20 protein-coding genes and 10 pseudogenes are annotated in these 23,585 nt (G+C 56.2%); 22 read left to right on the top strand and 8 right to left on the bottom strand.

Translation table 11 applies throughout. The features are described from left to right. The first annotated feature begins 60 nt into the window (after nt 1–60). The 21 genes and pseudogenes from ACMX3H_RS02125 to ACMX3H_RS02025 all read left to right on the top strand — a co-directional run bounded on the left by ACMX3H_RS02125 (nt 61) and on the right by ACMX3H_RS02025 (nt 13,339). Nucleotides 61–279, top strand: coding sequence for a hypothetical protein (locus tag ACMX3H_RS02125; RefSeq protein WP_415209626.1), 219 nt, complete (start codon nt 61–63; stop codon nt 277–279). After that, a pseudogene (locus ACMX3H_RS02120) lies at nt 272–2,330 on the top strand (EscV/YscV/HrcV family type III secretion system export apparatus protein). The gene ACMX3H_RS02125 and the pseudogene ACMX3H_RS02120 overlap by 8 nt, the downstream one beginning before the upstream one ends. Nucleotides 2,331–2,347: 17 nt before the next feature. Beyond that, a complete protein-coding gene (gene spaK, locus ACMX3H_RS02115; RefSeq protein WP_415209625.1) occupies nt 2,348–2,683 on the top strand; it encodes an SPI-1 type III secretion system chaperone SpaK in 336 nt (111 codons plus the stop codon). A 66-nt stretch (nt 2,684–2,749) separates the two neighbouring features. After that, nucleotides 2,750–4,049: pseudogene (gene sctN / locus ACMX3H_RS02110) on the top strand (type III secretion system ATPase SctN). Further along, on the top strand, nt 4,033–4,494 hold the full coding sequence (locus ACMX3H_RS02105; protein ID WP_415209624.1) for a hypothetical protein: 462 nt from the start codon (nt 4,033–4,035) through the stop codon (nt 4,492–4,494). The pseudogene sctN and the gene ACMX3H_RS02105 overlap by 17 nt, the downstream one beginning before the upstream one ends. A gap of 142 nt (nt 4,495–4,636) precedes the next feature. Beyond that, nucleotides 4,637–5,284 (top strand): hypothetical protein, encoded by a 648-nt coding sequence (locus ACMX3H_RS02100; RefSeq protein WP_415209623.1) that lies wholly within the window; start codon nt 4,637–4,639, stop codon nt 5,282–5,284. Nucleotides 5,285–5,298: 14 nt separating this feature from the next. Then, nucleotides 5,299–5,499, top strand: a complete 201-nt coding sequence (locus ACMX3H_RS02095; RefSeq protein WP_415209622.1) for a FliM/FliN family flagellar motor switch protein — start codon at nt 5,299–5,301, stop codon at nt 5,497–5,499. 7 nt (nt 5,500–5,506) lie between these two features. After that, a pseudogene (locus ACMX3H_RS02090) lies at nt 5,507–6,127 on the top strand (EscR/YscR/HrcR family type III secretion system export apparatus protein). Beyond that, nucleotides 6,124–6,342: an EscS/YscS/HrcS family type III secretion system export apparatus protein gene (locus tag ACMX3H_RS02085; RefSeq protein ID WP_415209621.1), complete on the top strand. Its 219-nt coding sequence runs from the start codon at nt 6,124–6,126 to the stop codon at nt 6,340–6,342. The pseudogene ACMX3H_RS02090 and the gene ACMX3H_RS02085 overlap by 4 nt, the downstream one beginning before the upstream one ends. A 46-nt stretch (nt 6,343–6,388) precedes the next feature. Next, a complete protein-coding gene (sctT, locus tag ACMX3H_RS02080) occupies nt 6,389–7,180 on the top strand; it encodes a type III secretion system export apparatus subunit SctT (protein WP_415209620.1) in 792 nt (263 codons plus the stop codon). Further along, nucleotides 7,177–8,241 carry an EscU/YscU/HrcU family type III secretion system export apparatus switch protein gene (locus ACMX3H_RS02075; protein ID WP_415209619.1) on the top strand — a complete coding sequence of 355 codons (1,065 nt, stop codon included), beginning with the start codon at nt 7,177–7,179 and terminating at the stop codon, nt 8,239–8,241. The genes sctT and ACMX3H_RS02075 overlap by 4 nt, the downstream gene beginning before the upstream one ends. A 93-nt stretch (nt 8,242–8,334) precedes the next feature. Further along, nucleotides 8,335–8,844, top strand: coding sequence for a tetratricopeptide repeat protein (locus ACMX3H_RS02070; protein ID WP_415209618.1), 510 nt, complete (start codon nt 8,335–8,337; stop codon nt 8,842–8,844). 429 nt (nt 8,845–9,273) lie between these two features. Further along, nucleotides 9,274–9,588, top strand: coding sequence for a PrgH/EprH family type III secretion apparatus protein (locus tag ACMX3H_RS02065; RefSeq protein WP_415209617.1), 315 nt, complete (start codon nt 9,274–9,276; stop codon nt 9,586–9,588). Nucleotides 9,589–9,767: 179 nt separating this feature from the next. Beyond that, nucleotides 9,768–10,385: pseudogene (locus ACMX3H_RS02060) on the top strand (PrgH/EprH family type III secretion apparatus protein); the annotation flags it as partial. Between the two features lie 71 nt (nt 10,386–10,456). Then, nucleotides 10,457–10,711 carry a hypothetical protein gene (locus ACMX3H_RS02055; RefSeq protein ID WP_415209616.1) on the top strand — a complete coding sequence of 85 codons (255 nt, stop codon included), beginning with the start codon at nt 10,457–10,459 and terminating at the stop codon, nt 10,709–10,711. Between the two features lie 356 nt (nt 10,712–11,067). Next, nucleotides 11,068–11,529 (top strand): hypothetical protein, encoded by a 462-nt coding sequence (locus tag ACMX3H_RS02050; RefSeq protein WP_415209615.1) that lies wholly within the window; start codon nt 11,068–11,070, stop codon nt 11,527–11,529. Between the two features lie 34 nt (nt 11,530–11,563). After that, nucleotides 11,564–11,815 carry a hypothetical protein gene (locus ACMX3H_RS02045; RefSeq protein ID WP_415209614.1) on the top strand — a complete coding sequence of 84 codons (252 nt, stop codon included), beginning with the start codon at nt 11,564–11,566 and terminating at the stop codon, nt 11,813–11,815. After that, the gene (locus ACMX3H_RS02040; protein ID WP_415209613.1) at nt 11,796–12,392 is read left to right on the top strand and encodes a type III secretion apparatus protein OrgA/MxiK; all 597 of its coding nucleotides are present in this window, start codon (nt 11,796–11,798) and stop codon (nt 12,390–12,392) included. Before ACMX3H_RS02045 ends, ACMX3H_RS02040 begins: the two co-directional genes overlap by 20 nt. Further along, complete coding sequence (locus ACMX3H_RS02035) at nt 12,379–12,687, top strand: hypothetical protein (protein ID WP_415209612.1); 309 nt, start codon at nt 12,379–12,381, stop codon at nt 12,685–12,687. The genes ACMX3H_RS02040 and ACMX3H_RS02035 overlap by 14 nt, the downstream gene beginning before the upstream one ends. A gap of 56 nt (nt 12,688–12,743) precedes the next feature. Next, the gene (locus tag ACMX3H_RS02030) at nt 12,744–13,091 is read left to right on the top strand and encodes a hypothetical protein (RefSeq protein ID WP_415209611.1); all 348 of its coding nucleotides are present in this window, start codon (nt 12,744–12,746) and stop codon (nt 13,089–13,091) included. Next, entirely contained in the window at nt 13,088–13,339 is a 252-nt protein-coding gene (locus ACMX3H_RS02025; RefSeq protein ID WP_415209610.1) for a hypothetical protein, read from the top strand. The genes ACMX3H_RS02030 and ACMX3H_RS02025 overlap by 4 nt, the downstream gene beginning before the upstream one ends. A 16-nt stretch (nt 13,340–13,355) precedes the next feature. On the opposite strand, the pseudogene yajD reads toward ACMX3H_RS02025, so the two are convergent. Then, nucleotides 13,356–13,698: pseudogene (gene yajD, locus ACMX3H_RS02020) on the bottom strand (HNH nuclease YajD). A 184-nt stretch (nt 13,699–13,882) separates the two neighbouring features. On the opposite strand from yajD, the gene ACMX3H_RS02015 reads away from it, so the two are divergent. Then, on the top strand, nt 13,883–15,331 hold the full coding sequence (locus ACMX3H_RS02015) for a glycosyltransferase family 39 protein (RefSeq protein ID WP_415209609.1): 1,449 nt from the start codon (nt 13,883–13,885) through the stop codon (nt 15,329–15,331). A 148-nt stretch (nt 15,332–15,479) separates the two neighbouring features. Here ACMX3H_RS02015 and ACMX3H_RS02010 read toward each other — a convergent pair whose 3' ends face one another. The 7 genes and pseudogenes from ACMX3H_RS02010 to ACMX3H_RS01980 form a co-directional block, all read right to left on the bottom strand. Then, nucleotides 15,480–16,037 carry an aminotransferase class I/II-fold pyridoxal phosphate-dependent enzyme gene (locus tag ACMX3H_RS02010; protein ID WP_415209608.1) on the bottom strand — a complete coding sequence of 186 codons (558 nt, stop codon included), beginning with the start codon at nt 16,035–16,037 and terminating at the stop codon, nt 15,480–15,482. A gap of 564 nt (nt 16,038–16,601) precedes the next feature. Next, nucleotides 16,602–18,206 (bottom strand): annotated as a pseudogene (locus ACMX3H_RS02005) (ABC transporter ATP-binding protein/permease); the annotation flags it as partial. A gap of 188 nt (nt 18,207–18,394) precedes the next feature. Further along, nucleotides 18,395–19,115 (bottom strand): annotated as a pseudogene (pflA, locus tag ACMX3H_RS02000) (pyruvate formate lyase 1-activating protein). A gap of 171 nt (nt 19,116–19,286) precedes the next feature. Further along, a pseudogene (locus ACMX3H_RS01995) lies at nt 19,287–20,905 on the bottom strand (pyruvate formate lyase family protein). A 53-nt stretch (nt 20,906–20,958) separates the two neighbouring features. After that, on the bottom strand, nt 20,959–21,759 hold the full coding sequence (gene focA, locus ACMX3H_RS01990; protein ID WP_415209607.1) for a formate transporter FocA: 801 nt from the start codon (nt 21,757–21,759) through the stop codon (nt 20,959–20,961). Between the two features lie 409 nt (nt 21,760–22,168). Further along, a pseudogene (locus ACMX3H_RS01985) lies at nt 22,169–23,223 on the bottom strand (YcaO-like family protein); the annotation flags it as partial. A gap of 124 nt (nt 23,224–23,347) precedes the next feature. Next, nucleotides 23,348–23,585: pseudogene (locus tag ACMX3H_RS01980) on the bottom strand (ATP-binding protein); the annotation flags it as partial.

The following is a 23,585-nucleotide window of genomic DNA, read 5'->3' as shown; positions in this document are numbered from 1 at the left end:
CCGGATTATCCATGATCTGACAGCCGTCCCTTATAGGATGCGGGTTCACTAGGCATCGTAGTGGAACATATTCTTACCGGGCCATACAACAAACCCACCAATAATTCAAGACGTCCTCCACGGGGCGCTTACAAAATAACAATGCTGTTGGGATCGAGCGGGCGGCCCGGTGCTAATGCGGTTAACGCGTCGCCGCTCGACGGGAATAACGGGCGGCGGACGTCGCGTCCTTGCTTGATATCTATCTGGCTGAACGAAATGGATCATTCACGTGCTTAATCGATTTTTAAACCACATTCATTCCCGTCATGAATTATTGATTCTGGTATTGGTGATAATAATCATTGTCATGATTATAATTCAACTTCAGACCTATCTGGTGGGTTTTCTTATCGGCCTGAATATTGTCATCGCCATGCTGGTATTCATGGGGGCGTTTTATATCGATCGCATTTTGAGCTTTTCGACGTTTCCGGCGGTGCTGTTAATAACGACCCTGTTCAGGCTGGTGCTGACGATAAGCACCAGCCGGCTTATCCTGACCGACGCCGACGCCGACGCCGACGCCGACGCTGGCGAGATCATCGCCACCTTCGGCCAGTTTGTCATCGGCGATAACCTGGTGGTGGGGTTTGTCATTTTTGCCATCGTGACCGTGGTTCAGTTCATCGTCATCACCAAAGGCTCTAAGCGTGTCGCCGAGGTGGCCGCGCGCTTTTGTTTGGACGGTATGCCCGGCAAGCAGATGAGTATTGACGCCGACCTGCGCGGCGGCGTGATCGACGCCGAAGGTACCCGCGAGCGGCGCAGCGTGCTGGAACGTGAAAGTCAGCTCTACGGCGCGTTTGACGGCGCGATGAAGTTTATTAAGGGCGATGCGATCGCCAGCATTATCGTCGCCTTCGTCAACTTTATCGGCGGCATCGCGGTGGGCATGAACCAGCATCACATGGATCTGTCCCAGGCGTTGTCCACGTTTACTCTATTGACCATCGGCGACGGACTGGTCGGCCAGATCCCGGCGCTACTGATCTCGATTAGCGCGGGTCTCATCGTCACCCGGGTCAACGGCGATGGTGATAATCTGGGCCGTAATATCATGCAGCAATTGCTGGGAAACCCCTTCGTGCTGCTTGTCACCGCCGTGCGGGCGCTATCCATCGGCATGCTGCCCGGCTTCCCGCTGCCGGTGTTCGTTATGCTGGCCATGGCGCTCGGTACATTGCTGCTGATGCGCCAGCGGCAAACCCGCGCCGTCCCACTGCCCGCGCCCACGGACTATGCCGGCGGCATGACGCTGCGCGCCGGAAGAGGGGACGGCCAGCCGGCCGGCGGCTATCCGGATCGGATGATGCCTGAGGCGCTGGCGGTGACCCTGCAGGTGTCGCGCGCCAATTACGCCCGGCTGGAAAAAGAGTAATTATGCGAACGGCTGCGCGGCCAGTTCCTCATCGACTTTGGCGTCACGTTGCCGCCTTTGATGCTACGCCTCTGCGAACATACGGACGATCGGACGGTGGGGGTACTGCTTAATGAAATCCGCGCCGACACCTTCATCGTCCACTTCGACATGCTGCGGCGCAGCATACCCGGCGACCGGCCCTGTCCGCCCGGCGTGACATTGCATCAGGAACAGGAGGCGGTGTGGGCGTCGCCGGACGACCGGGAGAAGCTGCTTGCCGCGGGTTGCGTGCTGCGGCCGGCGGTGGATGAACTTTATCACTGCTTCGCGGTGATGCTGACTCACCACGTCAACGAATTTTTTGGCGTGCAGGAAACCAAGCACTTGCTGGATCAAATGGAAGGCCATGCGCCCGATCTGCTAAAGGAAGTGTTGCGCCACGCTACGGTGCAGCGCATCAGCCGAGCTGCAGCGGCTGCTGATGGAGCGCATTTCCATTCGTCATTTGAAGCTGAGTATGGAGGCGATGGCCCTGTGGGCGCCGCGGGAAAAATATGTGTCCGCGCTGGTGGAACACGTACGCTGTGCGCTGGTGCGCTATATCTGCCACCAATTCGCCGCCGATAACCTGCTGCGGGTGGTCATGCTGTCGCCGGAGGTGGAGGAAACGCTTCGCGCCAGCATCCATACCACGTCGGCGGGCACTTTCCTGAATCTCGGTCCGCAGGTGTCGGAAGAATTGATGGCGTTATTTACCACCGCCCTGGAAAATCTACCAATCGCCCAGCGCGATATTGTCCTGCTGGCGGCGGCGGATATCCGACGTTTTATCAAATCACTTATTCAACATCGTTTTCGCGATTTGGAAGTGCTGTCATTCGGTGAATTAACAGACAGCGTAACCGTAAATGTGATCAAAACAATTTAAACCAAGAGGAATACGACATGTACGTTGATATTGCGGCATTGGTACGTGAGGCGCTGCTGGACAGCGGCTGCGATCCCAGTTTACTGGGTAATTTCAACAGTCATTCCACGATTGCGCTGGATTTTAATGACATGCCAAGTATTTATATCAGCAGCAGCGATGACGATATCTGGCTGTGGTCGCGCATTGCGGAATATCAGGACACTATTCTTGAGCAATGTTCGTATAAGTTATTAAAAGAGTTGCTTGAAGGCACGGAGTATATTCGCGGCGGTCATTTTTCACTGGCTGAAAATGAAAGTTATCTTGAGCTTAAGGCGCTGCTGCTGCCTTGGTATCTGGAGAACAAATAAAATTTCACCAGCGCGTTAAGCGGCTTCTTCGAGCGTTTGGAACGTTTCACTAAGGCGTTACGTTAAATGGAACGGCCGCTGAGAATGCTGCGACGGCAGGCGCTTCCCCTGCGTCTGTCGGGGCCTATTATTGAGGCGGCGCTGCCGGAGGTGGCAGTAGGCGAGATTTACGAGATCCGCCGTCATTGGCGCTCGCGCGAAGTGATTGCCCATGCGCAGGTGCTGGGGTTTCACCGCGAGCGGACGGTGCTCAGCCTTATCGGCGCAGCTCATGGCCTGTCGCGGGAGATGCTGCTCCATCCCAACCGGCGGCCCGCTGCGGGTGGCGGTAGGCGACACGCTGCTCGGTACCGTCATCCTGCCCTCGGGCCGGCTGAGTGAGCGCCTGGCGGCGGCGCCGCAACAGGCCGGCGCCGTCGAACTGCGCGCCATTGATGCGCCCGCGCCGGACTATCGTCAGCGCGCGGGAGTGCGGCAACCCCTTATCACCGGCATTCGCGCGCTTGATGGGCTGCTGACCTGCGGTATCGGTCAACGCGTGGGCATTTTTTCCTCCGCCGGCTGCGGCAAAACCCTGCTTATGCATCAGCTGATTGCCCAAGCCGACGCTGAGGTGTTCGTTATCGGCCTGGTGGGGGAGCGGGGTCGCGAGGTGACCGAATTCGCCGAGGCATTACGCCTCTCTCCCCACCGACATCAATGCGTGCTGGTGTATGCCACGTCTAACTACGCCTCCCTGGAGCGATGCAACGCCGCGCTGGTGGCGACGACGGTGGCGGAATACTTTCGCGATCAAGGCAAGCGGGTGGTGCTGTTCCTGGATTCCTTGACCCGCTTTGCCCGCGCGCTGCGGGATGTGGCCCTGGCCGCGGGCGAAGCGCCGGCCAGACGGGGCTACCCCGCTTCGGTGTTTGACGCGCTGCCGCGTCTTCTGGAGCGGCCGGGCAACACGCATACCGGCAGTATCACGGCATTTTACACGGTGCTGTTGGAAGGCGATGACGAGCCGGATCCCATCGCCGACGAAATCCGCTCGATTCTCGACGGTCATATTTACCTTAGCCGTAAACTGGCGGCGGCGAATCACTATCCGGCTATCGATATCCTAGGCCGCGCCAGCCGCGTGGCGGGGCAGCTGACCGAACCCCGGCAACAGTCGCGGGCCGGTGCCATCCGTGGCCTGATGACCCGGCTGGAGGAGATGCAGACCCTGATCGATTTAGGGGAATATCGCCCTGGGGATAACACGGAAAATGACCGGGCGCAGGCCAAAAAACAAGCGTTATGGGACTTCCTTCGCCAGGACGTCGATCGGGCGGAGGATTTCGGCCAGACGCTGAGGTTAATGCATGCCCTTGATACGTGATATCGAGCGGCTCAGCGCGCGCTGCGAGCTGCGTCGCCGCACGTTGACGGTGACGCTTGCGGCGCTGGCGCGGCAACGGGAAACGCTGGCCGCACGGCTCAAGACGTTGGTGGAGCAGCAGCAGGCCATCGCGCGGCAAACGGCGCTTGCCCGGCCGCAGGGGGTCGTTGATCGCCGCGCATTGATGTTGCATCAGCAGCGGTTGATGGCCCTGCGCGAAGAAAGCCGGCGGTTGGCGGACCGGCAGCGGCAGATGGAGCAGGCGGTGATCACGTTGGATAAGCAGCAGCGTGAGGCGTTTGGCCAACGGCGCGTGTGGCAGAGGAATCGGGAAAAGTACGATGGCTGGCTCGAGTGGCAGCGACACGCTAATCGGTTGACACAGTTGTACCGGCAGGAGACAGAAACAGAGGAGATGATGACATGGAACCGCTCGCAAGGATAAGGGACTGGCCGTCAGCCACGGCGGCGTCCCCGGCTATTATGCCGCTGGCGGAGAGAGTTTCCGCCTCATCGCCAGAGAGTGTGAATGCAGACTGGCGCGCGAGGCCATCAGCGATCGTCAAATCCAGGCGTTGATAGAGGCCATGCCGCAGCCTTTGTCTTTTGCGCCGGCGGTATTGTCCGGCCAGGTCCTGGAGATCGGTCCGCTGATGCACTATCGCGCCGGCGACGGCCCCTGTCTGTATCTACCCGCACAGGAATGTCCGGTCTGGCTGACGCATTTCAACGCGCCGCTGCCCACTCTTCACGCCACCGGCTTGCCCTGTCTATCCGGCGTTCCCCTGGTGGTGGAATGGGTGATTGGCTGCAGTCTTCTTCCGGCGGCGATGCGCGGCCAACTGGCGTCCGGCGATGTCCTGCTTATCTCGCGACTCACTCGCCAAGTGAAATGCCAAGGGCGTCCGATTGGTTTTTATTTACAACAGGAAGGAAAGATCAGCATGAAGGCCAATGATAACGATGAAGGCGCGCTGGCCCCCGGCCATGTTTCTTTAACGCCCGATTTAGCTTTCGCCGCGGCCGATGCTGCCGCGACGCCCGGTAATGCGCACGCCGCCGGTCAATCGCATAGCGCCTCCCGTATCGCAACGGCTGGCCACCCGCGGGAGCGCGGCGGTTATTCCGCGGCTTCCTCCGAACTAGCGCAGACGCCTGCGGTGAAGGGCCAACCTCGGCGGGGCGAGCACCGCTTAGCGATGATGGGGAGGATCCGCTGGCCAATCTGCCGCTGACGCTGGAATTTATTTTGCAGCACCGTTATCTGTCGTTGGGGGAAATACAGCAGTTTCGTCAGGGAAAGGTACTGGAGCTGGATCCGGAGGGGGAAAAACATATCGAGATACGCGCCAATAGGCATCTGCTGGCGCTCGGCGAATTGGTACAGCTCGAAGATCGCCTGGGCGTGGAATTAATGGAGTTGTCGCTGGATAACCGTTATGACCGCTAATTTCGGCCTGCCCAACGAGATGAGCCTTATCGGGATCCTGGCGCAGGCGCCGCTGTTGCCCTTTATCATCACCTCCGGCACTTGCTATATCAAGTTCTCCATCGTCTTTGTTATGGTGCGCAACGCGCTGATGCTGGCGATGTTTATTATGGGGCCTATCGCCGGCGATGTCTACCAGGCGCAGCCGGTGACGTTAAGCAGCGCCGCCTCGGTGCTGGAGTTTTTGGAAAACAGCATGGAGTCGTACCGGCATTATCTGTAGAAATACGCCGATCCGCGCCTGACGGCGTTTTTCGACCGGGCGCACGGCGGCGGCGCACACGACGCCGAGGCGCCAGACCATACCCCCTCCATGCTGGCGCTATTGCCCGCTTATGCGCTGAGTGGAATAAAGGACTCTTTCCGAATCGGCTTTTATCTGTACTTGCCGTTTGTGGTGGTGGACCTGCTTATCTCAAGCGTACTGCTGGCGCTTGGCATGATGATGATGAGCCCGATTACCCTTTCGGTGCCGATAAAGCTGGTGCTGTTTGTGGTGCTTGACGGTTGGACGTTGTTGTCGCAAGGGCTAGTGCTGCAGTATCTCGATATGGGCGCCGGCACGGATATCGCAGGAGGTCCGGGATGAACAATCTGTTGTTTGCCGGTAACAAAGCTCTGTATCTGGTGCTTATTATGGTGGCGGGGCCGATCATTGTGGCGACGCTTGTGGGATTGCTGGTGGGGCTGTGCCAAACCGTGTTGCAATTGCAAGAACAAACGCTGCCGTTCGGCATTAAACTGTTGAGCGTCACCCTGTGCCTTTTTTTGCTATCCGGCTGGTATGGCGAAACGCTGCTGTAGTTTGGCCATGAAGTGATAAGGATGGCGTTAAGCCCGCTTCTGACCGATGATCTCGCCTCTGTGCTCTTCCCTGTATGAATGGCTCGTTACCCTGACTGTGGCGTCGGCGCGCATTACGCCGGCGTTTTTCCTGTTGCCGTTTTTCAGCGGCAGCATCCTTAGCATTACCGTCCGCACGCCGGTCATTTTTTTCGTCGGCGCCGCCCTGTGGCCTTACTCCTTCGACGCCATGGCCTCACTCGAGGGCGCGCGCATGCTGGAAATCGTGTTGCGCGAGGCGGCGATCGGACTCCTGCTGGCAATAATTTTGGCGTTGCCGTTTTGGGTTATGCATGGTCTGAGGGCGCTGATTGACTATCAGCGCGGCGCGTTGCTCAGCAGCGCCTATGATCCCATCAGCGGCGTCGATACTTCGGAACTCGCCAATTTGTTTAATCTCTTTTTTGCCGCGGTGTTCCTGCAGGGAGGCGGTTTGACGCTGCTGCTCGAGGTATTTCTCGGCAGTTATCAACTGTGCGATCCTTTACAGCCCTGCCTGCCGTCGCTTGGCAAGATGACCACCCTGCTAGAGACGATGACGACGCGTATTCTGGTGCTTTCAAGCCCCGTATTGGCGGCGCTGTTGCTTATTGAGATTTTGCTGGGCCTGCTTTCCCGCTTCGCGCCACAGATGAATGCCTTTGCCATCACGTTAACGCTTAAGAGCGGCGTGACCTTCCTCATTATTTTGATTTATTTCGCGCCGCTGCTGCCGGACATGTTTCGTCAGTATTGGCTGACGCCCCCCCCAGCTGGAGGCATGGCTGAGCGACGACCCACCGGCGGGGAGGGGCAATGAGCAATAAAACCGAAAAGCCGACGCCTAAACGCCAGCGCGCCGCCGCGAAAAAAGGGCAAACTTTCAAATCACGCGACGCCATTATCGCTTGCACGATGCTCTGCGGCGTCGGTTGGCTGACCTCCTTTACCTCGCTGGAGAGTCTGATGGATTTTTATCGCCAACTGGTGGCCGGCAATTTCTCGTTATCTCTGAGCGCCTACCGCAACGCGCTGGTGTTTCTCGCGCTGCAGCTGCAGCTGCAGCTGCCGGTCATCGCGATAGGGATTGCGGCGTCAGCGTTGCCGTTGCTGCTGCAAACCGGCTTTCTGCTGGCGACCCGGGCGTTCAAGCTCAATTCCCAGGCCCTCAACCCCACCCGCGGAATTAAGAAAATATTCAGCCAGCGCACCGCGAAAGACGGCGTAAAAGCGATGCTCTATCTGGGCGGTTTCGCCATGGCGCTGGTGATCGTCTGGCGCAGTCAGAGGCAATTACTCTTTGCGCAACTGTTTGCCAATCCGCAGGACATCGTGACCATCTGGCGGCAATTGCTTATGTCGCTGGTACTTACCTGCTTGTTATGTATCGTCTGCGTAATGATTCTTGACGCTATAGCCGATTACTTTTTGCACCTGCGCGATCTTAAAATGGATAAGCAGGAGATTAAGAGGGAGATGAAAGAGCAGGAAGGGGACCCGGAGATTAAACATCACCGCCGCGAAGCCCACATGGAGATCTTATCCGAACAGACCCAATCCGATATTAAAGGATCGCAATTGATTATTGCCAATCCCACCCATCTTGCTGTGGGTATTTATCATAATCCCGACTTGACCCCTGTGCCGTTTATCTCGGTGCTGGAGCGGAATCAGCGGGCGCTGGCCGTGCGTGCATATGCGAAAAAGGTCGGCGTGCCGGTGATTGAAGATGTGAAATTGGCCCGACGGATTTATCATACCCATCACCTCTATTCTTTTGTTAAGATTAACGAGCTGGACGAGGTGCTTAGGTTATTAAGCTGGTTACAAGATGTAGAAAATGCCGGGCATTATGATTATGCAAAAAAGAATGATGAATAGATTTTCTTTTGCATAATAACTAAGTGTGTCATTTAACCCCTATTTACTCTGATAATTTATCTTATTTGATATGGCTATTTTCAGGAGATAAACATGACCGCTGATAATTATATTCAAAAAAAAAATATTGCTGAAACATTATGGAAGGTGGTAAACAGCAGCGCCGGGGAAAGGGCTATGCGCGAGCTACCTGAAGGTTGGCTGACGGATCTTGCCGGCGCTGACGATAATGATGACCTTCATCAGCAGCTGGAAAATGCCGCGGCTTTTTTCCGCTTTCTGTGCATTTACGACTGCCATAACCCGGATTATTATATAGGCCTCGGCGCGGTCTATCAGTTGCAAAAGCAGTATCAAAAGGCAGCGGATATTTATGCGGTGGCGTTTTCAATGGCGAAACAGGATTACCGACCGGTTTTTTACAGCGGCCAGTGTCAGGCGCTCATGCAAAAAAAAGCCAAAGCGAAGCGCTATTTTCAATTGATCATTGATCATTGCCAGCAAAACGAGTTGACCCGCTGGGCGCGCCAGAGCCTCGACGAGCTGAGTCAGCCAGCGGAAGGGCAGGAAAAGCATAACGCCGGCCTGGACGACTGCCCCTGATGGACCCGGGTCGTTCCCGCGCGAAGAAGGCGGGGCGCATCTCGCGCGTGCCTTGCTTGGGTAATAACTGGCGATAATGCGCAGGGGAAGAGACGATGCCTCGGGTGGGTGACAATAAGTCCGCTATAGCGCAATGTTATTGTCAGGTTAAAACCCGATATTGGAACTTGGCGCGCAAGACTCTCAGCCATTGCGATGCCTCCTTGTGGCAATAGCAAGAGGCTTGAGGGGAAATAATAAATTGCCCCTATGAAAGCTCGTCGTTTTAAGCGTAATATGACGGCGATGATGAGAATTTATTTCCCCAGGCGGCAATAATTCCTCGTGCGCAATAATAATTTATCAGATTTCCATCATGAAGTTTCGCCAATGAACAGGTTATACTTATATTAATTACCTCGCAGGCTACGGTGTTGATAGATATTATGGATGATGAATAAAGAAAACGATGTCGGGTTGCTGTGCCAGGACGGTCTCGTATTACGCTTGCTGAACGGTTCGCTTAAAGGATGCGAATATTACCTTAGCGCACCCATTACTTTATTTGTTGCCGGTGGCGAGGAGCAGACCGACCGACGACATGAGCCACCTTCCCTGCCGCCGGAGACCATTTTCATTCCGCATCATCAGGGCGGCGTCAACTTTGAAATTGTCATTGATACCGCCGCGCCGCCCAAAAGCGCGCTGCGCGTTTTAAAGGATGACGGTATCAGCGAGACACCCTGGTCGCCAATCAGGTGTTGACCGCCGGCCCGCTGGCGGTCAGAGCAGCGCGTGGGATGCGGCGGTTCTGGACTATCGTGAGACTTCAGCGCCCGTTGCGATGGCGCTGCAGGGGCGTGCTGGCTCTGATGTCGCTAATGGCCATGCTTGGCGCGGGTTACCTGCTGCGGTATTAAACCGTTACGGGTCATGAGGATGTCGCGACTTTGGGCAGGCATCTCGCCGGTGACAACGGTAAGTTCCATCTTTTGCCCGGCAAGGACGGGAGCCTGTATATGCTGGCCGACAGTGAACGTGATGCCGCCTGGGGTCGCCAATCGCTGGTGCGCCACCCCCCTGCCGCCGCGGTGAAGGTGTTGAGCTGTAACGACGAACGCAGGCGGGTGCATGCCTGGCTGGAACGGTACTATCCCTGGCTGGGTTTCCATCGCATCCACATCGACGATCCGTCCGCGCCGGAGCTGATTCTCAGCCGGCAGCGGGCCGTGCTCTCCCCGGCGGAGCGGGATCGATTGAGCGCGGCGCTGCTGGAAATGCTGCCTTATGCGCGGCAGATCTCGTTCGGCCAACTGGACGACGACGCTGCGGTGCGCGACGCCTAAAACGGTTTGAGGCAGCTGGCGATCGGCTATAACCGCGTCGATCATCCCGACAGCGTCACCTTCGTGATAAACGGTGCGCTGGAGGACGGCGAGCGCCAGCGGATCCACCGCTACGTGGAAACCTTTCAGCAGCGGTGGAGCAGCAACTATGTGCAGTTCGCCGTCGAACTTAAGGACGATCCGTTGGCGGGAAAATTTTTTTCCTATGGCCAGTAGAATTTTGTCAAACCCAACGCCGGCCACTGGCATTTTACCCTGTCGTCATCCAACAGATAAGGAGATAAAACGTGAACGGTATCGGTAGCGTAAGCCCGAGTGAACAGAGCAGGTACGCTGGCAATCCCAGCCAAGCTGTAAATCACATTGAGTCGATATACGACAGGGCTGCTAATGCGGTGAATCAACAGGATAATATCGATCCCCTGGCGGCATACATGGCGCAGAAGAATGACGCGAATCTTAAAAACGGCTTTCTCAACCTGACCACCCGGTTGAAGATGTTCAGCGATATTGTCTCGAAAATCATTCGTAACTCGCGCTAACGGCAAGGCGGGAAACTTGCCTCACTCTCAAAGGAAACGAGATTATGCACGCAAGCATCAGCCCCCTTCAGCGGGGCAACCCTTTCCAGCATTCTTCGACCGTTTCCGTCGCGCGGGAGGGGATTCGCAGCCTGGAGGAACAATTACTGCACACCCTTGCCGCCGGCGTGGCCGAGAACCACCACGACAAGCTCACGCTATTGCGGCAGCCGCCCCCGCTAACTAAGCCAGCGGCATGACGCGCTGACGGACATGGTGCGACAGCAAATCAACGGCATGAAATACAACATGCGCACCTCGCTGATAGCGGCACTGGTCAATAAAGCCACCCTTGCGGTAAAGACCGTGCTAGGCACATGAGCAGCGCCCGCCGCCTGGCCTGCGGCGCCATGCTGAGCGCCTGTAAAGATGAGGCATTGCTTAAAAACCTCGATCAGGTACAGGCTAACGAGGTCATCGCCACACTGCAACGCAACAATATTGCCGCCGAAAAGAGGGATCACGGCAAAGGCGGTTATAGTATTACCATTAGCAAAGTGGATTTGCCGGCGGCGGTGGATCTGTTGAAAACTTACCAGTTACCTTCGCCGCCCCGTATGGAAATCGTGCGGATGTTTCCCGGCGATTCACTGGTTTCTTCGCCGCGCGCCGAAAAGGCAAGGCTATATTCGGTTATCGAACAGCGTCTGGAGCAGTCATTGCAGGTGCTTGAGGGGGTCGTGAATGCACGCGTTCACGTCAGCTACGATATCGACGCCGGCGAGAACGGCAGGACGCCCCGACCGGTACACCTTTCTTTCCGCGCTTGTGAGCTATGAGCCGGAAAGTGATCCGTCGCTGTTGATAGGCGATGTGAAACGTTTCTTGAAAAACAGCTTCGCCGAGGTGGCCTACGAGCATATTTCAGTGGTCCTCTCCCGCCGGCCGGTATCGCAGCATTTACCGCCGGTGCGTCAGTCGCCCCCCGCGGCGGCATCGCTGAACGGCTGGCAGTTGGGGGGCGTTGGCGCCGGTCTGGCCTTGCTGCTGTCGGCCGGCTTATGGTGGCGAAAAAAACGGGCGGCGGCCATACGCGCGATGAGCGATGAGTGTCGTGCCCCTTGATAGCATCATGTACGATCCCCTGGCGTGGATCCATCCGGCCCGCTTTGCGCTGCCCGCCATGTTGGACGGCATCACGCAGCGCTCGATACTTAACGGTATGCTGATAAGCCTGTACGGGCTCAGCCTTGAGCGTCCGGCGTTGCCCGCGCACTCCTTGCCGCGCCAGTTCGTCGAGGCGTTGCATCTGCTGCTGCAGACAGCGCTGTTGATGGCCTGCCAGCGCCATCGGGCCTCGCTCGCCAGAGGCGGGTGCGGTGCCGGTTTGCCCGACTGGTTGCGACAGTTTGCCGCGTTACCGCTGGTGGCATCCCGTTCATCGCCCGCGGAGAGCCTGTCCAGCACAGCTGTTAGCGTGGGAAAATATGAACTGCTGGCGTTTGCGGACGGTTTGCCCCGCGGCCTACGCCAGCGCTTGGATCTGCTGTTCCCGCCGGAGGAAGGCCGGGATGATTCACATGGGTTGTCCCGACCGTACCCTTGTCGACTACTACTACTCAAACTTGCCTTTCAACATGCCAAGAGACATCCCGCTACGCCGGATGCCGCCGGTTTACGGCGGTATATTGATCAAACGTGAACACCTCCAGCGCCAGCGTCACGCGATGGATTTAATCAAACAGGCCCGCCGCGAGGCGGTAAAATGCCTTAAACAGGCCGCCGAAGAGGCGGAGCGCCTGCGTAGTCAGGCCATAAGCGAAGGATTCCAGCAGGGGGTGTTGGCCTCGGTGGACGCGGCGACGCGGCAGTTGGCATCTTGCCCTGACTATGGCACAAAAGCCCGCCGGCTCAGTGAACAAGGGCTGCAGGCGCTGTCGGATCGGCTGATGCGGCATTTCGCCGGCGAGCATGCCCTGCCGATAATTGAACCTTAGCGCATCGTCAGTCTGTCGTCAGAGCGGCAGCGATTAGTGAAGGCATAATGGGAGCAATGATGACTGAATCTCAACCTCAACGCGGAGGGGATCGCCGCCTCGGCGTCGCCATCGCGCTGGCGTTAAGCGGCTGTGCCTGGGGGCCCACCGACGACAATCCCTCGCGCGCCTGGTTGGCAAGCGTGGCCGATCCTGGCTGCACGGCTGGTGGTGCCGTAACCAACCGGCAGACGCCGCCGATGCTGTATCGCGCACTGGCGAGCTGCATCCGCGCGCAGCATTATCAGGACGGTGTGCCGCTGTTTGCTCTCGCCGGCAGCTACAGCTGGTATGACGCGCTGCGGGTGGATAGCATAGCAATGAAGCGCGGGAGGCGCATAGCCTGCTGCTGGCGGAAACCTTGAAGAGCGTCGATAAGCGCCGGCGGCAGGCCTTTTGGATGGTGGCGAAAGCGACCCTTGCGGATATACAGGGGCATCAGGCCATCTGCCAGCGCATTCAGGCAATCGGCAAACCGGCCTATCTGCCTGACTACCTGTCATCGTTCGCCGGCGCCGGCGCCCTTATCCGGCCGATGGACGATGAGGCGATGTGGAAGGCCGCGATCGCGGGCTATGTGCATTACCCCACCGACGTGCTGGTCATTCGCTAATCGGCGCCCATCCCGGCTATTTCTTCATCATGGCCTTCAAATTGGCAAAGGGGTTGTGGGTCGCCATTCCCACGTCCCGCGGCGCATCCTCGCCCGCGACCACCGTCGAGCCGTACAGACTTGCCTCAGTGTATTTTTCATGCTCATGGTCGTGGCAATACAGGCACAACATCTCCCAATTGCTGCCGTCCTCGGGATTGTTACCGTGATCGTGATCGATATGATGCACCGTCAGCTCCCGCAGGTTGGAATAGGTGAACTCGCGGCTGCAGCGACCACAAACCCAGGGGAAACAGCTTTAACGCTTTTTCACGATAGCCGTTTTCCAGCCGGGCATAATTTTTTGGAATATAAGCCATAAATGACACGCTCTCCGCGCGGTAGAAAATCCCTAGAGAGTGTAGCTTAAATCCCGCCGCTATCGCTATAGCCACCTGGCGGCGACGGGACGCCGCCGGTATTTCCCCAGCCGGCGACGTAGATGTTTAGGTAACGTTTACCGCCGCCGCACTATGGTAGGAAAAAATTAATTTACCGAAGTACATGAAAAGAGATCGAATTCTTCTGCTTGGCTGGTGTGCGGGCTATGCCATGCTATGGACGGGTGTCACCTTCCTGCTGGATCCCACCGTTCCTTACGATGCTATCGAGGCGCTGAACTGGGCGACGAATGCGGAATGGGGCTCTCCTAAAAACCCCTGGCTGGTGGGGCTGGTCATGCGGCCGGCATTGGGGCTGTCGGCACCCTGGTTAAGCTTTTACTGGTATGCGCCGCATTTTCTGGCGGTCGCGGTGGGCATGTTTGGCGTTTGGCAACTTGCCTGGCGCTTAAGCGCCGACAGACGCCTGGCCTGGCTGGCGCTGCTGACGCTCAATCTCAGCGGCGTCATCAATTTCGATATCATTTCCTTTAACGATAATTATCTGTTGGTCATGCTCTGGCCCTGGCTGTGGGTATTTTTCCTACGGGCCGCCTTCGATCGCCCTGGCTGGTGGCTGGCGTTCGCCGTGACGGGGGGGCTGGCCTGCATGGCGAAATATTCCAGCCTTTCGTTCATGTTCTCGGCCTGGGTGTTGACGCTGCTAATGCCGGCCATCCGCCGGTGTTACCGCCAACCGGCGTTTTATCTGGCCGTTCTGGTATGGCTTGTTATTGTGGCGCCAAACGGATGGTGGTTATGGCAAAACGACTTTGCCGCCTTTAAATGGGTGGATTCGCAGGTCACGCCCGGTGTGACGCTGCACGGTTTACTCTCGGCATCGACGGTGTTTTATCCGCTGGCGGTGCTCGCCGCCGTGCTCATCGTGCTGCGGGCCCGTCTGGGCTGGCCACCCACCCCGCAGGGCCGGGCGGCCCTGGGGATGATGATGATCCCGCTGGGGCCTATTCTAGTGTGGTTCAGTCTTCACGACGGTGGCCGTATCACCGAATGGCTACAGCCTTACATGATGCCCGCCCCGGCGCTGATGATGGCCTGCGTGACGCGACCGCCTAACCGGCCGCTGACGGGCGCGCTGAAGAAACTGTTGCTGTGGGCGCCGCTGGTGCTAGCGGGCTACAGCGCGGTGATGCTGTTAAACCTGCGCGGAGCCGGCGAAAAATTAGCCGGTATCAAACCTTTTAGCCAGCAGGTAAACGAACGCTGGCAGCGGCAGTATCACCAGCCGGTGCGCTTTGTCGGGGGCGATTATTTATCCCAGTGGCTGACGTTCTACATTGACGACCACCCCGCGGTGATTACACCCTGGTCCGTCTATCGGCGGCCGAATATCTACACCCGCTCGTTGCGTCAGGATAGGCTGCTGCACGATGGCGTACTGCTGCTGGGGCCGCGCGGCCAGAACTGCGGCGAAGCGGATTTCAGCGATATACTGGCACCGTGGCCGGCATTATCTATCGGTTATCGCGAGGAGATGGCTTTTATACCCCATCCCGGCGCCGGCGCCGTTCCGATTTGTCTGGCTTTTGTGCCGCCCATGACGCCGGAATAAACTAGCCGGGCCGCACTCGAACTCGCCGCGGCGAAGGAACGCTCTGACTATCGCGATTCGCCGCGCTGGTTAAACGCTCTGGCCGCCGCGTTTCGACGCTGGCGACGTCCCACTGCTCGCGCGTCCCGGCACTCGGCAGGGATAGAGGTCAGGTCCGCCAGGCCGAGTGGCGCAGGAACCGGCTAAAGCGATCGGCGCCTTGTTCCAGCTTTTCGATGGCGCTGGCAATACACCACCGCAGGCAGCCTTCGCCCGCTTCGCCGAATGCGCTGCCTGGCGCCAGCCCTACGCCGGCCTCCGCCACCAGCGCTTTACAAAATGTTAAGCTGTCGTTTAGGCCGCGCACGCGGAAAAAGAGATACATGGCGCCCGCGGGCAGCGGTACTTCTACTTCCGCCAGCGTGCCGAGCCGCTGATAAAGGTAGTCGCGGGAAGCCTGAAAGCGGGCCACCGTCTCCTGGCGCACCGCCTCACCCTGGTTTACCGCGACCAGGCCGGCTTTTTGCACGAAACCGGGGGCGCAACTGCTGTTATATTCAATCAGTTTGCCCAACTCATGCATCAACTCCGGCGGTGCGATCACCCAACCCAGCCGCCAGCCGGTCATCAGCCAACTTTTGGAAAAACTATTGATGACCACCAGCCTGTCGTTGGGATCGGCAATATCCAGAAATGACGGCGCGAAGCGCTCGGGGGGGGCCGTCATACACAATGCGGCTATAGACCTCATCGGAAACGATCCAGATACCGTGCTGCAGATTCCGACGTATCCGATCATCTGTTCCGACGACATCCGATCAGTTATTCCGATATTTTCCGATCACCCATTCCAGTGATATTCGATCACGTGTTCGCTCATCTTCTGACTCGGTTTTAGTCTATTTTTCCTGTGCTGGCTACTCCTTGCTCTTTGCGTAGTGATTCGCCTTTAAGGTAAGCGCCCTGTGGAGGACGTCTTGAATTATTGGTGGGTTTGTTGTATGAGACAGTAAACCTACGTTACACGCTTATGCTCATTGCATTTTCACATTGTATTGATTTTAATAACTTTTATTTACATCACGGTTTGAGTGATATGAAATTAGTGGTTCTGAAGTTTGTGATAGTGTCCATTAAAATTTAAGTGGACACTATCATCGCCGGATTATCCATGATCTGACAGCCGTCCCTTATAGGATGCGGGTTCACTAGGCATCGTAGTGGAACATATTCTTACCGGGCCCAACAAACCCACCAATAATTCAAGACGTCCTCCACGGGGCGCTTACGTGTTAATCAGCAGACGATACATAAGCTGCTCATTCTCATCATCCAGCGCGCTGGTCGCTTCATCAAGAAACAAAATCTCCGGCTTTATCAGAAGGGCGCGGGCGAACGCCAGCCGCTGCTGTTCACCGGGCGAAAGCCAGTGGCTCCAGCTGGCCTCGTGATTGAGGCGCGGCAGCAGATGTTTGAGGCGACACTGCACTAACACTTCATGCATTTACGCTTCGGTAAAGTGATCCGGCGCATCGGGATAGCACAGCGCGCCTTTCAATGTGCCGATGGGAATATAACTGCGCTGCGGTAAAAACAGCAGCTTACGATCCTCTTGCAGCAGAATGCCGCCGCTGCCATAGGGCCAGATGCCGGCTATGGCCCGCAGCAGCGTGGATTTACCGCAGCCGGACGGCCCGGCCACCAACACCCGCTCACCGGGGGCAATGGACGCTGTGACCGGCACAAAGAGGGAGAGGCCGTCGGGAATGCTGAGCGTTAACACCTGCAAAGACAGCGCCTGGAGCGGGTCCCGCGCGCGCTCGATGGGCGTATTTTGACTGCTGTGGCGGTCCACCGCGGCGTTAAAACCCGCCAAACGGTTGATGCAGGCTTTCCAATTGGCCAATTGGGTAAAGGCATCGATAAACCAGGACAGCGAGCCCTGAATCTGGCCGAAGGCGGAGTTAATCTGCATCAGCGTACCGAGCTGGATAGCACCGGAGAAGTAGCGCGGGGCGGCCACCAGGATGGGAAAGATAATGGCAAACTGCCCATAAAAGTTGCTGGCGACGTTCAGCCGGCGACCGACGCGCATGATGGACCACCAGTTATCCTTGATGGAGACAAATCGGTCGTCCAGCTGTTTGGCCTAGCGCGGTTCACCTTGATAAAGCGCAATGGCATCGTTGTTTTCACGGATGCGGATCAGCCCGAAGCGGAAATTTGCCTCAAACTTCTCCTGCATAAAGCCCAGGCTCACCAGGGGGAGGCCCACTTTCCAAATAATAAGGGAACCGACGCCGGCATACAAAATGGCGAACCAGACCATATAGCCCGGTATGGTGATGTGATGGCCGCTGAACACAAAACTCAGCGGGCCGCTTACCGACCAGAGAATTGAAATAAAGGTGACGAAAGTGACGACACTGGATAGCAGACCGAGGGTCAGCGAAAGCGTGCCATTGGTCAAGGCGTTCAAGTTTTCGGCGATACGCTGGTCGGGGTTATCCACCGTTTGCTGCTGTTCCGTGTGATAATAAACGTGGTGAGACAACCATTTTTCCATGTACTGCCGGGTCATCCAGCGTCGCCAGTGCATCTGCAACCCTTGGGTGAGATAGATCTTATAGATGGAAAGCAGGATATAAAGCAGCGCCAACCAGGTGAACTTAAACAGTTGGCTTTTGAACACCGCGAAATTTTTGGATTGTAGCTCGTCATAAAACACTCGGTTCCATTGGTTGAATAACACGCTTAAATACACGATAGCCAAAGACAGAATGATAATGACGGTCAACAGGCCCCAGGCTCGCCATTTTTCTTCTGAACGCCAATACGGCGCAATAAGCCGCCAAATGTCCCGCAAGCGGGCTGCTTTAATGTGGTTTGCTTTCATAACCTCTAATCACATTTATTGTTCAAATAAATATGATACTACATCATATATTATGACTTGTTCATAAATTTTCAGGATTAGTAAGTAAACATGTATTACACCGAGGCGGGCGAAACGGCAGGGCGCGTTAAGGGGGGCGACAGATCGCGGCCCGCCCACGGCGGGCTGTCGCTCGGCGCGGCGGGGCCTTAGTACATTACTTTGTGGCCGTAGCCCGCCAAAATATCGCGCTCGTGATTCATGGTTTCGGTAGTGGGCGGTTTGACGCCTTCCAACTTGTATTCCTCGCCCATGGCGATCCATTTATGCTTGCCCAATTAGTGGTAAGGCAGCAGCTCGATTTTCTCGATATTGCTCAGATGCTGGGTAAACTCGCCGAGCATATGGACCGATTTATCGTCGTCCGACCAGCCCGGCACCACTACATAACGCAGCCAGGTACGCTTATTGATTTTGGCCAGATAGCGGGCGAAATCCAGGGTGCGGTGATTGGACACCCCGACCAGATTCTGATGGATATCGTCATTAATTTCCTTAATATCCAGCATCACCAAATCAGTGACCTCTAGTAATTCGTCAATCACAGGATCGTAGCGACGGACAAAACCGTTGGTATCCAGACAGGTGTTGATGCCCTCGGCATGGCAGGCGCGGAACCAGTCGTGTACGAACTCCGCCTGCAGAATCGCTTCGCCGCCGGACGTGTTCATAAAATGGCGATAGGTGATCACCTCGCGCATGATCTCCTCAACGGTAATTTCTCGCCCGCCGAGGGTATCCCAGGTATCGCGATTGTGGCAATATAGACAGCGCATCAGGCAGCCCTGGAAAAAAAATGATAAAACGAATGCCGGGGCCATCTACGGTACCGCAGGATTCAAAGGAATGGATACGACCAGTAACAGACATGGCAGGGAGTTCTCCATTGATAATGGAATAATAAGTTTCGGCTGAAAGCCTGCTTACGGTAAGTATAGCCGTCAGACAAAACGCGCTGTTCCATTGGGCGCGCCGCGCCGAGTGAAAAGGCCCCGCTTTCGTGGAGCCTTTATTTTACGCCCTTTAAGACGGTGTGGGAAATTACATTGATTCAGTGAAGGTACGGGTGATGACGTCCTTCTGCTGCTCTTTGGTCAGTGAGTTGAAGCGTACCGCATAACCGGACACGCGAATGGTCAGGTTCGGGTAATCTTCCGGATGTTCCATGGCTTTCACCAGCATTTCTCGGTTCATCACGTTGACGTTCAGATGCTGATCGCCTTCGACGCCGGCTTCATGATGGAAATAGCCATCCATCAGACCCGCCAGGTTGGCTTTACGCACGTCGTCGTCTTTACCCAGCGCCTTCGGCACGATGGAAAAGGTGTAGGAAATCCCGTCCTTCGTATAGGCGAACGGCAGTTTCGCTACCGAGGTCAACGAGGCGACGGCACCTTTCTGGTCACGGCCGTGCATCGGGTTGGCGCCCGGTCCAAACGTCGCGCCGGCGCCGCGATAGGTGGTCAGCTTCTGAATTTTTTTCATGAAGCGTTCAACAGGTCGCAGGCAATGTCGTCGACGCGCAGATCGTTATTACCGAACTGCGGGTATTCGCCTTCAATGTTAAAGTCGATAGCCAGGCCGTCTTCGTCACGGATAGGTGTGACTTTGGCATATTTAATGGCGGACAGCGAGTCGGCGGCGATGGACAGACCGGCAATGCCGCAGGCCATGGTGCGATAGACGTCACGATCGTGCAGCGCCATCAGCGAGGCTTCGTAGCTGTATTTGTCATGCATGTAATGGATGATATTCAGCGCGGTGACATACTGTTTGGCCAACCAGTCCATGAAATGGTCGGTACGTTCCAGCACGCGATCATAATCCAGTACTTCGTCCGCCAGCGGTTCCCATTTCGGGCGGACCTGCATTTTCAGTTTTTCATCCACGCCGCCATTGATAGCGTACAGCATGGTTTTCGCCAGGTTGGCGCGGGCGCCGAAGAACTGCATTTGTTTGCCGACCACCATCGGGCTGACGCAGCAGGCGATAGCGTAGTCGTCGTTGTTGAAATCCGGACGCATCAGGTCATCATTTTCATACTGCACGGACGAGGTGTCGATAGACACTTTCGCGGTGAACTTCTTAAAGTTCATCGGCAGTTTTTCCGACCACAGGATGGTCATATTCGGTTCCGGCGACGGACCCATGGTGTAGAGGGTGTTCAGGAAACGGAAGCTGTTTTTGGTCACCAGGGTACGGCCATCGATGCCCATACCGCCGAGGGATTCGGTTGCCCAGATCGGGTCGCCCGAGAACAGTTCGTCGTATTCCGGCGTACGCAGGAAGCGCACCATACGCAGTTTCATGACCAGATGGTCAATAAGTTCCTGCGCCTGATCTTCGGTCAATTTGCCGGCCTTCAGGTCGCGTTCGATGAACACGTCCAGGAAGGTGGAGACGCGGCCGAAGGACATGGCGGCGCCGACATCGGTATCAAAATCGACCGGTGCATGGGTGCGGTTCTCGATTTTGATTCCTTCCATCACTTTCTCCCACAGCGACGTGGCGGCGGCGCTGGCGCCCGCCAGGAAAGCTTCGTCGCCTTCATAGGGAGTGTAGTTTTTTTGGATGAAGTCACGCACGTTGACTTCTTTCTGCCAGTCGCCTGCGGCAAAACCTTCCCAGGCCGTGGACAGTTTTGTATTCAGATCGGTCATTATACACCTACCTTCTAATGTGGATTTCGACAATCCGGCTTTGGCGGCACAACTCAGTGCTGGTTGTCACCGCGCAGATAAATTACCCAATACGTTAACCCTACTAATAAACCACCGCCGATAATGTTGCCGATCGTAACCGGAATCAGATTGTCGGTGATAAAATTGGCGACCGTCAGGTTGGCGAATTGCTCCGGCGCCATACCGATGGCCTGCCAAAAAGCTGGCGAGGCGAAATTCTTGATAACGATCCCCATCGAAATCATAAACATGTTGGCGATGCTATGCTCAAACCCGCTGGCGACAAACATCGTGACCGGCATAATCATGGCGAACATTTTATCGAACATGCTGCGGCCGGAATAACTGGTCCAGACAGCCAGGCAAACCATCAAGTTTGCCAGAATACCGAGGCAGACCGCCTCGATAAAGGTGTGATGCATTTTATGGTCGGCGGTCTGCAACACATTCAGGCCCCAAGCGCCGTTGGCGACCATATGCTGACCCGCAAACCAGATGAGGGCCACAAATAACAGTGTGCCTATCAGGTTGCCGATATAAACACTGATCCAGTTACGCACCAGCTGTGCCCAACTGATACGGCCGCTAGCACGGGCCACGACAATCAGTACCGATGAGGTAAACAAATCGGCGCCGCTGATGATGACCAGCATTAACCCTAGAGAGAAACAAAAACCGCCGATAAGTTTGGCGAAGCCGTAAGGTACGGCGGCGGTACCGGTGGTAGCGGTAATGTAAAACACGAACGCGATGAAAATAAAGACGCCCGCTTCCTCAGCCACTTTTGCCGCCGCCGGAGGTAATAACAAATCAAAAGGGTTGTCGGCTTTCATACTAACTCTTTCGTGGAATTAATTTACGAGTTAATTCTACCAAGTCAGTATAAGGCAAAAATTGACATGGATCATAGGTGGCCAAACTTGAAGGGGGAAATACACCATATTCAGTACGGGTTTTCTATTTAATGCATTTATTTATATTGTAAAAATAATTTTTAAAATTTATAAAATGAGTTGAAAATCACATTTTTTGCACCAATTTACACGCCAGTTTGATAACAATTGTGGCGCAGTTGTTGTTATTTGCTTTTATTATCTGCGGGATTTTACTTTATGGAAACAATTGGCCTTAGCCTGTCACCTATAAAAGTGTTGCGTTGCTTAAGTCAATTCGCCGCAAGGGTAAATTGCGGCGACGGGCGGCCGTGGATTGCCTCCCGTCGCCGGCGTCGCCTCGCGGCCGCTACTTCTGCGCCGACCAAAAGCGGCGTTTAGCCTGCTGCAATTTTTCATACGCGGCCAACAGAGCCTGATGCGCCGGCAGCGCATGCAGATCTTCATCCAGCGGCGTCAAGCCGTAGGAAGGGGTTTTCCCCCGCGAGCGCCGCAGTGGCGGCGGCGAGCGTCTGGGCGCCGTACATGCGGGCGAAGGCGTGCTGGTAAGACGCCGCCGCGCCCGTCCTCGTCTTTCAATTGCAGCAGCGTATGCAGGCAGCGGTAATAATTATCCCGCTCCGCGCTGAACACCGACGCGTTGAAATCCCGTGTCCATTCGGTCCACAGCAGCGCCTGCTCATGGTCGCCGCCGGCCAGCGCCAGCATGGCTTTCAGCTCGCCCACCCGCAGGGTAAACCAGCCATTGTCCCTGCCGGTGGCGAGACCCAGGAGTTCACGCACCCGGGCGAAGTCGTCCAGACCCAACGTGTCAATCTGCTCGATAAGCGCCAGATATCGCGCCTGGGGCCACCGGCTTGCGGGCAGTTGGCAAAGGGTCGCGCGCAGATCGATGGCCATGGCGTTGTTGGCCAGCAACAAATCTTCCGCCGGATAAATGTCCGACATACCCGGTACTAGGATACGGCAGGCATAGACCCCCAGATGCTGATAATCGGCGATATAGACCTCCGTTCCACGCGTTTGGAAAATCCCCATTAGCGTGGCGAACTCTTCTGCGGTGGTGCCGCTGAAATCCCAGTCCGCAAAGGCATAATCCGCCTCTTGCTTAAACATGTCCCACGAAATCAGGCCTCTGGAGTCGATAAAATGGGTTTCCAAATTGGTCTGTTCGGCGACCTCTTCATTATCGAACGTCGGCGGCGTGAAGACGTCGAGATCTTTCAGGCCGCGCCCCTGCAGCAGCTCGGTCACCGTCTGCTCCAGCGCTACGCCGAAATCCGGATGGGCGCCAAACGAGGCGAAACAGGTACCGTTGGCGGGGTTGAACAACACGACGCAGATAACGGGAAATTGGCCGCCCAGCGAGGCATCAAAGGCAAAAATGGGAAACCCTTCGCCCTCATGCAGATTCCGACGTATCCGATCATCTGTTCCGGCGACATCCGATCAGTTATTCCGATATTTTCCGATCACCCATTCCAGTGATATTCGATCACGTGTTCGCTCATCTTCTGACTCAGTTTTAGTCTATTTTTCCTAACTGCTTAAGCTGTTTTAGGTAGGTTCCGTCTAGCTGACACTGGTGAAGATGGACCAGCAACCGACCCACACGCCAGTAACGCCCGCTATATTGCTGCCGGCATGCCTGCTCTCCAAGCGCACAACTGAGCCAGGTTTTGCCCGTACCTGTCGGCCCCGTGATGAGTATGCTTTTCTGATATTTCAGATATTGTCCCCCTAGCAGATCTCGCATCTGCTCCGGT

Source organism: Sodalis sp. (in: enterobacteria), assembly GCF_047607725.1.
Lineage (GTDB): Bacteria > Pseudomonadota > Gammaproteobacteria > Enterobacterales > Enterobacteriaceae > JBLKSS01.
This window is presented reverse-complemented; position numbering and strand designations above follow the sequence as displayed.